11 protein-coding genes are annotated in these 12,323 nt (G+C 76.0%); all 11 read right to left on the reverse strand.

Annotated features, from left to right (window positions below; translation table 11 throughout):
- Window positions 1-26 precede the first annotated feature (26 nt).
- From ABT014_RS12615 to ABT014_RS12665, 11 genes are read right to left on the reverse strand one after another with little or no spacing between them, the layout of a single operon-like run.
- Entirely contained in the window at window positions 27-1,406 is a 1,380-nt protein-coding gene (locus tag ABT014_RS12615; RefSeq protein ID WP_350638690.1) for an amidase family protein, read from the reverse strand.
- A complete protein-coding gene (locus ABT014_RS12620; protein WP_350638691.1) occupies window positions 1,399-3,021 on the reverse strand; it encodes an aromatic amino acid lyase in 1,623 nt (540 codons plus the stop codon). Before ABT014_RS12620 ends, ABT014_RS12615 begins: the two co-directional genes overlap by 8 nt.
- Entirely contained in the window at window positions 3,018-4,196 is a 1,179-nt protein-coding gene (locus ABT014_RS12625; RefSeq protein WP_350638692.1) for a 3-deoxy-7-phosphoheptulonate synthase, read from the reverse strand. The genes ABT014_RS12620 and ABT014_RS12625 overlap by 4 nt, the downstream gene beginning before the upstream one ends.
- A 17-nt stretch (window positions 4,197-4,213) precedes the next feature.
- A complete protein-coding gene (locus ABT014_RS12630) occupies window positions 4,214-5,515 on the reverse strand; it encodes an ATP-grasp domain-containing protein (protein WP_350638693.1) in 1,302 nt (433 codons plus the stop codon).
- A 6-nt stretch (window positions 5,516-5,521) separates the two neighbouring features.
- Entirely contained in the window at window positions 5,522-6,820 is a 1,299-nt protein-coding gene (locus tag ABT014_RS12635) for an MFS transporter (protein WP_350638694.1), read from the reverse strand.
- Window positions 6,813-8,147, reverse strand: coding sequence for an ATP-grasp domain-containing protein (locus ABT014_RS12640; protein ID WP_350638695.1), 1,335 nt, complete (start codon window positions 8,145-8,147; stop codon window positions 6,813-6,815). Before ABT014_RS12640 ends, ABT014_RS12635 begins: the two co-directional genes overlap by 8 nt.
- Entirely contained in the window at window positions 8,144-9,472 is a 1,329-nt protein-coding gene (locus ABT014_RS12645; RefSeq protein ID WP_350638696.1) for an amidase, read from the reverse strand. Before ABT014_RS12645 ends, ABT014_RS12640 begins: the two co-directional genes overlap by 4 nt.
- Window positions 9,472-10,653, reverse strand: a complete 1,182-nt coding sequence (locus ABT014_RS12650) for an AMP-binding protein (RefSeq protein ID WP_350638697.1) — start codon at window positions 10,651-10,653, stop codon at window positions 9,472-9,474. The genes ABT014_RS12645 and ABT014_RS12650 overlap by 1 nt, the downstream gene beginning before the upstream one ends.
- The gene (locus ABT014_RS12655) at window positions 10,650-11,618 is read right to left on the reverse strand and encodes an AMP-binding protein (RefSeq protein ID WP_350638698.1); all 969 of its coding nucleotides are present in this window, start codon (window positions 11,616-11,618) and stop codon (window positions 10,650-10,652) included. The genes ABT014_RS12650 and ABT014_RS12655 overlap by 4 nt, the downstream gene beginning before the upstream one ends.
- Complete coding sequence (locus tag ABT014_RS12660; protein WP_350638699.1) at window positions 11,615-11,914, reverse strand: hypothetical protein; 300 nt, start codon at window positions 11,912-11,914, stop codon at window positions 11,615-11,617. The genes ABT014_RS12655 and ABT014_RS12660 overlap by 4 nt, the downstream gene beginning before the upstream one ends.
- Entirely contained in the window at window positions 11,911-12,303 is a 393-nt protein-coding gene (locus tag ABT014_RS12665) for a hypothetical protein (protein WP_350638700.1), read from the reverse strand. Before ABT014_RS12665 ends, ABT014_RS12660 begins: the two co-directional genes overlap by 4 nt.
- Between the last annotated feature and the right edge of the window lie 20 nt (window positions 12,304-12,323).

The raw sequence follows: 12,323 nt of genomic DNA on the forward strand, positions 1-12,323 counted from the left end.
CGGCCCCCCGGCCGGGGGCACAGCGCCTACTCCTGCCCGGTGGGCCACCCGACCTCGGCGGCCGCCTCCCGGGCCAGCCCGATCAGCATCCCCTCCGACCCCGGCCGCCCCACCAGCTGCATCGCCAGCGGCGCCGCCCCGCTGCGCCCGACCGGGAAGGTGATCGCCGGCAAACCCGCGAAACTGGCCACCGGCGTGTAGCCGATCTCCCGGTCGTAGTCCGGGTGACCGGGCGTCACCAGCGAGGAGGCGGCCCGCGCCGCGCCGCGCGGGCGCGGCACGTCCGGGTCCAGCGGCAGCAGCCAGACGTCCACCCCGGCCTCCTCGAACAGCGCCGGCACCGCGGCCCGGACCTCGGCCTGCTGCCCGCGGACCTCGGCCCACCGCTCGTCGCCGACCGCGGCGCCGGAGTCCAGCGCCCGCCGGGTCGAGGGCGACAGCTCGTCCGTGATCCGACCGGCCCACACCCGGCTGCCCTCCCAGGCCTCCCGGGCGCAGAGCTCCCAGGCGGCGCCGCGCAGCCCCCACGGCGTGCCGAGCCGGGCCGTCCGCACCCGGTGGCCGAGCGCGGCCAGCCGCTCGCCGGTCGCCCCGAGGGCGGCCAGCACCTCCGCCTCGGCGCCGCCCTCGGCGACCTCGGCCACCACACCGATCCGCAGCCCGTGGTGCTGCTCCGCGCGGGGGATCGGCAGGCCGGTGACCTCGGCCAGTACCGCCAGGTCGTCCGCCGTCCTGGCCACCCAGCCGGGGGCGTCCATGGACGGGCTGAGCGGGAGCATCCCGTGCACGGCCGCCGGGTCGTGGGTCATCCGCAGGCCGACCACCCCGCACCGGCCGGCCGGCCAGCGCACCGAGCCGAGCACGTCGGTGCCGAGCGCCAGGTCGCAGATCCCGGCGGCGACCGCGACCCCGCAGCCGGTGCTGGAGCCGGCCGGGTCGATCCGGGGGAACCAGGGGTTTCCGCAGCCGGAGCCGATCCCGATGTTGAGCTCGGTGGTGACCAGCTTGGCCACGGTGGCCAGCGCCCGCGCCCCGTCCAGCAGCCGGGCGCCGCGCGCCGGGTGGTGCCGGTAGCGGCGCAGGCCGAGCCGGGTGGCGAAGCCCGCCACGTCCACGGTGTCCTTCACCCCGAGCCGCAGCGGGGCGGCCGCCGCCCCGCCGGGGCGCAGCTCGGCGCAGGCCCGGTAGCGGGCGTCGGCCTCGCGGCCCCAGTCGTCGGCGACCCGGTTCCAGTCGGCCGGCGCCAGCTCCCCGGTGGCGAGCAGGGCGAGCCGCCGGCGCAGCGGCAGGGTGAGCACGGCCGGCGGCCGGGCCGGCTCCACCGGCTCGGGGCCGAGCCCGGCCAGGTAGCCGGTCACCGCGGCGGACACCCCGGCCGGGGCGGTGGCGGTGGAGGGCTCAGGCATGGGTCGGCTCCTCGGTCCTCGGCGCCGGCACGCCGGCGGTGGTCGACGGGGTGAGCGCGCCGGCGCGCAGGGCCTCGGTGAGCGAGGCCAGTTCGGTGTCCAGCCGGCGGTCCTCGGCCATGAACGCGAGCCGGCTGCGGACCAGCTTGTACGCCGCCGCGGTGCCGGGCGCGAGCCGCTCGGCGCCGCGCAGGTCGGCCGCCTGGCAGAGCGCCGCGAGGTGGATCGCGGCCGCCTCGAAGACCAGCCCGGTGACGGTCCGGGTGGCCCGGGCGCCGATGGTGGCCATGCTGACCTTGTCCTGGTTGTGGGCCTCGGTGGAGCGGGAGAACGCGGTCGCCGGCATCCCCATCGAGAGCGCCTCGGCGACCAGCGCCGAGCAGGCGATCTGGGCACCCTTGAAGCCGTGGTGCAGGCCGGCCTCCGGGCCGCCCTGGTGGGCCGGGCGGACCAGCCCGGCCGGCAGGCCGTTGCTGAACTTCTCGTCCACCACGCAGGCCAGTTGGCGGTCCAGCAGGTCGCCGACGCTGGCCACGGCGACCCGCAGCGAGTCCATCGCCAGGCCGACGTGCCCGCCGTAGAAGTTGCCGCCGTTGTGCACCCGTCCGGTGTCCGGGTCGAACAGCGGGTTGTCGTTGGTCGAGTTGACCTCGGTGTCCAGCCACGGGTCCACCCAGTCCAGGGTGTCGTGCAGCACGCCGATCACGTGCGGTGCGCAGCGCACCGAGTAGCGGTCCTGGATCGGGTGGTCGAGGCGCCGGTACTCCTCCGGGTCGGCCGGGCCGTTGTCCCGCAGCACCTGGGCGTGGTCCCGGGCCAGCCGCGAACCCTGCAGCAGCCGGCGGACGGTGGCCGCCGAGCGGATCTGGCCGGGGTGCGGCTTCTGCCGGTGGATGACCGGGTGGTAGTGGTCGCGGTTGCCGAGCAGCACCTCGACGGTGAGCGCCGTGCAGACCTCGGCGACCTCGGCCAGCCGGCGGGCCTCGGCGGCGGCCAGCACCGCGAAACCGGCCATGAACGAGGTGCCGTTGATCAGCGCCAGCGCCTCCTTGGGCTGCAGCACCAGCGGCCGCAGCCCCGCCGCGGCCAGCGCCTGCCGGGCGGGCACCCGCTCGCCGCGGTGCCGGGCCTCGCCCTCGCCGATCAGCAGCGAGGCCAGGTAGCACAGCGGTACCAGGTCGCCGCTGGCACCGACCGAGCCGCGCTCGGGCACGATCGGCAGGATGTCCTCGGCCAGGCAGTCCAGCAGCAGGCCGATCACCTCCCGGCGCACCCCTGAGTACCCGCGGGCCAGGCAGTTGGCGCGCACCAGCATGGTCGCCCGGACCACGTCGTCGGCGGCCTGCGGGCCGCTGCCGACCAGGTGGTAGCGGACCAGGTTGTGCTGCAGGGCCGCGGCCCGCTCCGCCGGGATCTGCCCGATGTTGCGGTCGCCGAAGCCCGTGGTCACCCCGTACAGCGGCTCGCCGGTGGCGACCAGCTCGTCCCGCAGGGCCACCGAGGCGTCGATCCGCCCGGCGGTCGCCCGGTCGAGACCGAGCCGGCGCCCGACCGGCCGGGCGGCCAGCCGGGCCACCTGGCCGGCGCTCAGCTCTCCGGTGCCCAGCAGGATCACCGCGCCTCCTCGATGAACGCGGCGGTCGCGGCCCGGGCCTGGTCGGGGCTCAGCCGCGGGTCGCAGGCCGTCCAGTAGCGGGACGGGCCGGGCGAGTCCCCGGGCCCGGCGACGCACTCGGTGACGTCGTCCGGGGTGAGTTCGAGGTGGACCCCGCCGGGGTGCTCGCCGAGCCGGCGCAGCACCCGTACGAAGGACCGGATCTCGGCGGTCACCCGGGTCATCCGCCGGGTCTTGCGGCCGTCCGCGCAGCGCTCGGTGTTGCCGTGCATCGGGTCGCAGATCCAGACCGGACGGACGCCGGCGTCGGCGGCCGCGCGGACCAGGCCGGGCAGCACCTGCTCGACCCGGTCGGCGCCGCAGCGCAGCACGAACGAGAGCCGGCCCGGCTCGCGCCCCGGGTCCAGGCGGGCCACCAGGTCCGCGACGTCGGCCGCGGTGGTGGTGGGGCCGAGCTTGACCGCCACCGGGTTGGCCAGCTCGGCCAGCGCCCTGACGTGCCGTCCGTCCGGCTGCCTGGTCCGCTCGCCGATCCACAGCAGGTGGCCGGAGGAGCCGTACTGCCGGTCGCCCAGGGTGCGGGCGAGCGGCAGCTCGTAGTCCAGCAGCAGCGCCTCGTGGCTGGTCCACACCCGCCGGCCGGTGCCCTCGGTCTCGGCGGCCAGGTGCCGGTGGATGTCGGAGGCCAGCTCGTACGCGGTGAGCAGGCGGCCCGGGTCGGGGGTGCGCGCCTCGGCGGTGGGGGTGACGCCGTTGACGGCGTCCCCGCGGTAGACCGGCAGGCTCTCGCCGAGCGGGCCGGTCTCGACGGGCTGCGAGCGCGGCTTGGCGAACTGGCCGGCGATCCGGCCGACCGCGACGGCGGGCCGGCCGGTGCCGTCCTCCACCAGGGCGGCCAGCTCGCGCAGCTGGGCCGCCTTGCGGCGGGTGGTGTGCGCGGAGACCTCGGCGAACAGCTCCGCGCAGTCGCCGCCCTGGACCAGGTGGGCCCGCCCGGCGGCGACCTCGGCCAGCCGGCGGCGCAGTTCGAGGCAGTCGCCGAGGGCGACCAGCGGCGGCAGCGCCCGCAGCCGGGCGGCCACCTCCGCGACGGCCTGCGGGGACGGCCAGCCGGCCTCGGGGGCCGCCTCGGGGGCGGGCGCGGGGGCGCTGCGCACGGTGGACAGTGCTGACATGGTCGGGTGCCGTCCGTTCAGTCTCGGGTCCGCAGCGAGATCGCCGCGAGGCAGCGCCGCTCGATCTCGTCCAGTGCCTCGGCCGTCGGGGCGTCCACCACGAACATCGCGGCGCGGTCGCCGGACTGCCGGATCGGTTCCAGCACGGTGCCGGCCGGCTTGAGCGCCACCACGCAGCGCAGCGCCGCCGGCGAGGCCGGCTCGCCGCAGGCGGTCACCTGGGGCCGGACCAGCGCCGGGTCGAACCACTGGGCGGGGGTGTCCAGTTGCCCGTCCACGTCGAGGCCGTCCAGGACGCCCGCCTCGTGCGGCAGGTAGACCTGGCGGGCGATCCGGTGCGGCCGGGCCGGCGCCGGGGCCTCGCCCAGCGCGACCGCGACCACCGCGTCCTCCAGCGGGGCCAGGGTGGCCAGCCAGTGCAGGGCCATGATGCTGTCGCCCGGCGGCCGGGCGGCGATCTCGATCAGGGTGATCCGCCCGTCGGGGGCGACCCGGTACTCGGCGTGCGCCATCCCGGTGCGGAAGTCCAGGCGGGCCAGCACGGCCCGGTGGACGGCGTGCAGCGCCTCCCGGGCCTGCGGGTCCAGGCCCGGGGCCGGGGTGGTGTGCCCCATCTCGACGAAGTAGTCGCCGCTGACCTCGGTGGTGCGCTTCTCGGTGGTGCCCAGGTAGTGCACCTCGCCGTCCAGGCTGAGCGACTCCACCGAGTACTCGGGTCCGGCCGCCCGCTGCTCGAACAGCAGCGTCTCCTCGGGCCCGTACGCGCCGAGCGAGTCGAGCAGCTGCGTCCGGTCGGCGGCCAGCCGCACGCCCGAGCTGGCCAGCCGGCCGACCGGCTTGACCACCAGCGGGAAGTCCTGCCAGCCGGCCGCGATCCGCTCCCGCGCCCCGGCCGCGACGAGCGCGGACACCGGGCTCCAGTCGGCCAGGTAGCGGCGCTGCAGGTGCTTGTTGCGGCAGACCCGGGCGGCCCGCAGCCCCGGCGAGCGCAGCCCCAGCAGGTCGGCGACCAGCGCGGTGCCCTCCACGTACTCCTCGCGCAGGCAGCACACCCCGCGGATGTCGTACGTCCGGGCCCAGCCGGCCGCCCGGTCGGCCAGTGCGGCGTGGTCGTCGGCCGCCACCAGCGCGGCCTCGGCCAGGGTGCCCGGCGCCAGCCCGGCCGACTCCGGGTCGGCGAGCAGGGCGGCGGCGGCCGCGGTCGGCGCGTCCAGCACCAGGACGGCCAGGCCGCGGTCGCGGGCGGCGTCCAGGTAGCGCTGGTTCCAGGCCACGGTCAGGCCGCCGACCAGCAGCAGGGCGGGGGGTCGGTTCTCCATGGTGGGCTAGCTCCCTGTGGTGGCCGGGACGAGCTCGGGCTCGCTCTCCGGCGGACGCGATTCGACCCGCCGCACGATCGTGTGGGTGGTCATGACGACTCCGAGGACCACCACCGCGATCCCGCAGCACAGGTAGATCAGCCGGAGCGTGAGGGTGGAGACGAAGGCGGCGAGCACGATGTACACGCCCATCCGGCAGATGCCCACGGTGGTGATCAGCAGCGCCATCACCCGGCCCTGGATGTCCACCGGGACCTGCTCCTGGACCCGGGTGCGGAAGATGTAGAACGCCTGGAAGTTGATGCCCGCCAGCGCGTACAGCACCATCGGCTGGGCCAGTCCCTCGGCCCGCCAGAGCAGGATCAGCGTCACGCCCATCCCGACCAGCCCGAAGCAGGCCAGCCGGTCCCGGTTCAGCCGCGCGGTCAGCAGCGGCAGCGCCAGCCCGCCGAGGATCGCGCCGACCGCGAACATCGCGTCGATGAACCCCAGCCCGCTCGCCCCGACCTCGAGCACGTTCTCCGCGTACGGCGCGACCAGCGTGTTCATCATGTAGAGCACCGCGAACAGCACCAGCAGCATGGTGTACGAGGGCAGCGTCTTCGGGTGCGTGCGCAGGTAGGTGAAGCCGGCCGCGGCCCGCTTGACGGTCTCCCGCCAGCCGTCGCCGCCGGTCTTGGTGATGACCCGGTCGGTCTTCACCCCGGAGACGAACAGCGCCGAGGCGGTGAACGACACCAGGTTGATCGCCAGCACCCAGGTCACCGAGGACGCGGCGATCAGGAACCCGCCGAACGCGGTACCGATGACGTTGCCGATCTGGACCGCCACGCCGGTGGTGGCGTTGGCCGCCAGCAGCTTCTGGACCGGGACGATCTCACGCACCATCGTCGTCCCGGTGGGCACCGCCGTCGACTCGGTCAGGCCGAGCACGAAGACCATCGCGAACACGTGCCAGGTCTGCAGGTGCCCGGTGCCGATCAGGGCCAGCGTCACCGCCAGGGTGACCACCGAGACGGTGTCCGCCAGCGCGAACACCCAGCGGCGCTCGAACTTGTCGATCGCCACCCCGATCAGCGGGCCGAAGAACACCCCGGGGATCGCCGCGGTGAGCAGCACCAGCGCCACCGCCCGCGGGCTGTGGGTCATCTCCAGCACCAGCAGGCAGTTGGCGATGAACTGCATGCCGTTGCCGACGTTGGTGACCAGCATCGCCGCGGCGATCCGCCGGTAGCCGGGCGGGCGCAGCGGGTCCAGCCGCTCGCGGACCAGCCGGCGGGCCGCCTCGGTACGGGACTCAGCCATTCGGGTCGACCTCCACGGTGAGCGCCGCGTCCACCCGGGCCTGGAGCTCGTCGAGTTCCGTGGGGGTCGGCGCGTCGATGACGTACATGGCCGAGCGGTCCGAGGACGCCTTGATCCCGGTCAGCCGGTCGCCGCGGGCGCGGCCCGCGACGATCATGTGCACCGCGCCCGGCTCGTCGGACAGCGGCTTGACGGGCGGCCACATCCAGCGCTCCGCCAGCCAGCTGACCTCGGTGTCCAGGCCCGGCGCCGTCACGTCCAGCAGCACCCCGGGGGTGTGCTCCGGGTAGACCTGCCGCACGAACCGGCGCGGCTCGGGGTAGGTGGTCGGCTCGCCCAGCGCGATGCCGAGCAGCGCCTCCTCCAGCGGGGCGCCGGTGGCCAGGTGGTACAGCGTCAGGATGTTGTCGCCGGCAGCCCGCGCCGCGATCTCCATCAGCCGGACCTCGCCCTCGGCGGTCACCCGGTACTCGGCGTGCGCGATGCCGTCCCGGAAGTCCAGCCGGGCCAGCACCGCGGCGTTGGCGTCCAGCACCGCCCGCCGGGCGGCGGGGGAGAGCTCCGGGTCGGGCACGGTGTGGCCGAGCTCCACGAAGAAGCGGGCCGCCTCGTCCGGTCCCGCGCCCTCGTTGGTGCGCTTGCCGGTGACCGCCGCGAACACCGGCACGCCGTGCTGCACCAGCGACTCGACCGACACCTCGTGGCCGGCCACCAGCTCCTCCAGCAGCAGCGCCTCGGCCTCGTCCCGCTCGGCCAGCACGGCCGCCAGCTGCGCCAGGTCGTCCACCCGCTCCACCCCGGAACTGGCCTGCCCGTCCAGCGGCTTGACCACGGCCGGGAAGGTGTCCCAGGCGGCCGCCCGGTCGGCCCGGTCGGCCCGGTCGGCGGCCGGCAGCAGGACCGAGCGCGGGCTCTGCGCGGCCAGGTAGCGGCGCTGCAGCAGCTTGTTGCGGCACACCCGACCGGCCCGCAGACCGGGCGCCGGCAGGCCGAGCAGGTCGGCCACCAGCGCGGTCGCCTCCACGTAGTCCTCGCCGAACGGGACCACCGCCGCGACCCGGTGCTCGGCGTCCCAGTCCAGCACCTGCTGGACGATCTCCTCGTGCCGCTCCCCGGGCAGCCAGGCCATCTCGGCCAGCCCCGCCAGGGGGTGTTCGGGGTTCTCCCGGCGGGCCTGGTCGAAGCGCCGGGCGCGCGCGGTGTCGGTGTCGATGCCCAGCACGGTCAGTCCGCGCCGCAGCGCGGCCGGGACCAGCTCCGGGTACCGTCCGCCCAGCATCGCGCCCAGCAGGACCACCGCGCCGGGCGGTGTGGGTGCACTCGTCATACGTCAGCCGTCCGTCTCATCGTGTGGGTGATCGACCCAGCGAGCTGTTCGAGGATCTCGGCCACGGCGACCAGCAGGCCGTCCGCGCCGGGTGCGGCCAGCACCTGCACGCCCAGCGGCGAGTCCTGCCCGCTGAGCGCCAGCGGGATCGCCAGCACCGGCAGCCGCGCGTAGTTGGCGATCAGGGTCAGCTCGCCGCCCGCGCCGAGGGCGGGATCGCCCGGCACGCCGACCAGGTCCGGCAGGCCCGCCTCCAGCGGCAGCACCAGCACGTCCAGCTGCTCCCGCAGCAGGGCCGTCAGCAGCGCCTCGGCGCGGCCCTGGCCGGCCCGCAACGCGGCGTGCCGGGCGTCGTCCACGGCGGTGCCGCGCCCGATCGCGGCGAGGGTGTCCGGGCCGAGGTCGGCGCCGGGCGCACCGACCAGCGGGCCGTAGCTGTCGTACGCCTCCCGGGCCAGCAGCTCGCCGGCCGGCGCGCGCAGCGCCCACACCTCGTCCAGCTCGGCCCGTACCGAAAGGTGGCCCCGCTCGCCGAGCGCCCGGGCGACCGCGTCCAGCAGCGCCCGCACCTGCGGGTGCAGCGGCTCCGCCGGGGGCGCCGCCACCGCGAACCGCAGCTGCTGCGGCGGCTCGACCGGGGGAGCGCCGAAGCTCTCCGCCAGGCCGTGGTGGTGCCACAGCCGGCCGAGGTCGGCGGCGGTCCTGGTGACCAGCCCGACCGACTCCATCCGCGGCGAGACCGCGTGTACGCCGGCCAGAAGCTCCGGGCGCGGGGTGACCCGCAGCGCCGTCACCCCGCAGTACACGGCGGGCCAGCGCAGCGAGCCGCCCGAGTCGCTGCCCACCGACAGGTCGCAGAAGCCGGCCGCGACCGCGACCGCCGAACCGCAGGACGAGCCGGCGGTGGAGACGTGCGGGTGCACCGGGTTGCAGCTGGGTTTGGCCGTCCCGAGCGCGCACTCGGTGGTGGTGACCTTGCCCAGGCAGTGCAGCCCGCGCCGGGCCAGCCGGGCGGCGATCTCGGCCGAGGCCGCCGGGTACTCCCGGTAGCCGCTGCGGATCCCCAGCCGGGTGGCCCGGCCGGCCACGTGGATGGTGTCCTTGTACGTCACCGAGGGCCGCCCGGGCAGCGGCGCCCCGGCCACGTCGGTGGGCCGCCAGTCCACGAACGCGCGCACCAGCGGGTCGGCGCGCCGGATGTGCTCCAGCAGCGCTGCCCGGTACGCGGCGGGGTCCAACGCCCCCTCGGCGAGCAGGCGGTCGCGCTCGGCCAGCGGCAGCAGCAGCTGCCGGGGCGTCGGCAGCGGCCGGTCGTGGGTCGGCATCAGTCGGCCTGCGCCCAGCGGAAGTCCGGGGTCTTGCCGGTCCGCGGGTTGGCCGGCAGGGAGTCGACCCGGCGGACGGTGAACTCCTCGTCGTCGCCGCGCAGGGCGAAGCCCAGGTCGATCTGGGAGGCCAGCAGGTGGGCCCGCACGGTCTCCTCCTCGGCCTCGCCGACCACCAGCACCTCGGCCCGCTCGGCGATCCCGGCCGCGCCGGTCAGCACGATCTGCGCGGCCGTGACGCCCGGCAGTTCGGTGGCGATCGCGACCAGCTGGTGCGGCGAGACCAGGGTGCCGGCGAACTTCACCAGCGAGCCCTCCCGGCCCGCCACCCGCAGCGCGCGGCCGGGCCGCCCGCACGGGCAGGCGACCTCCTCGGCCCGGTCGCCGATCCGGTAGCGGATGACCGGCGCCACCGCCCCGGGGTGCAGGGTGCTCACCAGCACCGCGCCGTCGGCGAGTTCCACGTGCTGGTACGGCAGCAGGTGGAAGGTGTCGATCGGGCAGCCGGGGCCGTTGTGCCCGATCACCCAGGTCTCGGTCGAGCCGTAGTGGCCCCACAGGCCGAGCCCCGGCGCCACCCGGTCGCGCAGCACCGGCAGCTGCGGGCCGCAGGGCTCGCCGAACCAGATGCCGACCCGCAGGGTGCCGGCGAACGGGTGGCCGGTCCGCTCGCAGAACAGCAGGATCCGCTCCAGCTGGGAGGGGGTGCCGGCGACCGCCGTGGTGCCGTGCCGGGTCAGGAAGTCCAGCCACTGGCCGAGTTCCTCGTCCGCGACGTAGCCGAGCCCGATCACGTCGGCGCCGGCCAGCTCCGCCAGCCGGTTGTAGCAGTAGTGCGCGGACCACAGCCGGCCCGGGCTGGCCAGGTTGGCCAGCACGTCGGTGTCGGTCAGCGGCTGCCAGTGCCGGGTCAGCTCACCGAGGTGCATCTCGGTGGGGATCCAGGCGAGCTTGGGCTCGGCGGTGCTCCCGCCGCTGGTGAACAGGTAGGCGGAGCCCGACCGGGGACGGTGCGCGGCGGCCTGCTCGGCCGCCACCGTGACGTCGTCACGGGTCATCTCGGGGAGGTCGGTGTAGTCGAAGTCGCCCTCGAGGTCGACCTTCCCGTACTTGTCGCGGAAGTGCGGGAACCTGGTGGCCTGGCGGGCCAGGTTGCGCAGGGCGGCGGCCGTGTCGGTCATCGGACCTCCTGGTCGAGGGGCGGGTGGTCGAGGGGCGGGTGGGGGTGCAGGGCGCGGGGCCGCTCGGCGGCCGGCAGCAGCCGGACGGCCTCGCGCAGCGCGGCGAGCAGCCCCGGGTCGTCGGTGCCGGCGTGCACGGCGTACCACTCGCCGCGCAGCGGGTCCGGCTCGGGCCGGCAGGTGATCGCCACCCCCGGAACGGCCGCGCACAGCCGGGCGGTGACCAGGTCGAGGTCGACCCGGACGCCGTTGATCTTGACCAGTCGGCCGCCGCGGCCGTGCCAGCGGAAGGTCCGCGGGCCGACCACGGAGACCAGGTCGCCGGTCTCCGCGGCCGTCGGGGCCGGCTGCTCCGGACGGCGGGCCAGCCGGGGGCCGGTGATCCGCAACCGCCGGACACCGTCCGGGCCGGGCTCGGGGCCGTCGGGGGCGAAGTCGGTGTCCTCGGCGAGCGTCCAGTCGCCGTCGCCGTCGCCGCCGGTCCGGGTGGCGATCAGCCCGGTCTCGGTGGCGCCGAACAGCTCGACCAGCCGGGCCCGTTCGCCGAGCGCGGCCAGCAACTCCAGGGCGGCGGGCGGCAGTACGGCGCTGCTGTGCACCAGCGTGATCCGCTCGGCCGCGGCCAGCCGGGGCAGGCTGCGGGCCAGCACCGCGAAGGCGGCCGGCACTGCGGCGATCAGCGGCCGGCGCCAGTCGGCCGCCGCCCGGGTGAGCGGCACGGTCAGGCCCGCCTGCAGGCAGGGCACGCCCAGCAGACGCGGCACCGCCAGGCTGAGCAGGTGCCCGTACAGGTGGCGCGGCGGCGCGTACGAGATCACCCCGTCGACGCCGTCGGCCGCGCACAGCGCCGCCAGCAGCCCCGCCTCGGCCTCGATCTGCTGCTCGGTGCGCAGCCACCGCTGCGGCTCCCCGGTGGAGCCGGAGGTGGTGAACTCCACCTCCGGGCCGGCCAGTCGCACGCTCACGCGAGCAGGCCGAGCACGGCGGCGTCGCGCTGCTTGCGCTCCACCAGCGCGGCGATCGTGGCCACGCTGAAGAACGAGGACCGCAGGTCGTCCACGACCAGGTCGATGGTGACGCCGAAGTCCTTCTCGACCAGCCCGACGGCGTCCAGCACCCCGAGGCTGTCGTAGCGCTCGGGCACGATCTCGGCGAGCGAGACCTCGTCCTCGGCGGCCGTCAGCGGGTGGTCGAGCAGCGCGGCGAGGGCCGCCCGCAGCGGGTCGCGCAGGGTGGCGGCTTCGGCGGGGATCGCGGTCACAGTATCTCCTCGGACGGCTCGGCCCAGGTGTCGCCCGGGGCGAAGTGGTCGGCCGGATCGGTGGGTTCGAAGGACAGGAAGACGCGGTCGGCCGGGATGCGGGCCCCGAGCGCGTCGCGCACGGCGAGCGCGTACGAGCGCCGGAAGTCGGCGTCGCGGTCGTGCGAGAGCACGCAGGTGACGATCGCGAACAGCTCCGCGGGGTCGCCCTCCGGGCCGGCCAGCGGGAACGGGCCGCTGAACACCCGGTGGCCGGGCAGGTCGGCGAAGCGCGTGATCACGTGGTTGATGTCGACGCCTCGCCGGCGCCACCAGAAGCTCAGTCGCTTGGCCACCTCGCGTTCGAACAGCGGATCGGCGAGCGGGGTCTCGACCTTGGTGGTCGGCACGGACGGGTCTCCCTTCGGAT

The sequence above is a fragment of the Kitasatospora sp. NPDC094015 genome (genome assembly GCF_040304075.1).
GTDB lineage: Bacteria > Actinomycetota > Actinomycetes > Streptomycetales > Streptomycetaceae > Kitasatospora.

Excerpts from the sequence above, each read along its gene's own strand:
- ABT014_RS12615 (WP_350638690.1), bottom strand. The coding sequence starts at position 1,406 with ATGCCTGAGCCCTCCACCGCCACCGCCCCGGCCGGGGTGTCCGCCGCG.
- ABT014_RS12625 (WP_350638692.1), bottom strand. The coding sequence starts at position 4,196 with ATGTCAGCACTGTCCACCGTGCGCAGCGCCCCCGCGCCCGCCCCCGAG.
- ABT014_RS12630 (WP_350638693.1), bottom strand. The coding sequence starts at position 5,515 with ATGGAGAACCGACCCCCCGCCCTGCTGCTGGTCGGCGGCCTGACCGTG.
- ABT014_RS12635 (WP_350638694.1), bottom strand. The coding sequence starts at position 6,820 with ATGGCTGAGTCCCGTACCGAGGCGGCCCGCCGGCTGGTCCGCGAGCGG.
- ABT014_RS12640 (WP_350638695.1), bottom strand. The coding sequence starts at position 8,147 with ATGACGAGTGCACCCACACCGCCCGGCGCGGTGGTCCTGCTGGGCGCG.
- ABT014_RS12645 (WP_350638696.1), bottom strand. The coding sequence starts at position 9,472 with ATGCCGACCCACGACCGGCCGCTGCCGACGCCCCGGCAGCTGCTGCTG.
- ABT014_RS12650 (WP_350638697.1), bottom strand. The coding sequence starts at position 10,653 with ATGACCGACACGGCCGCCGCCCTGCGCAACCTGGCCCGCCAGGCCACC.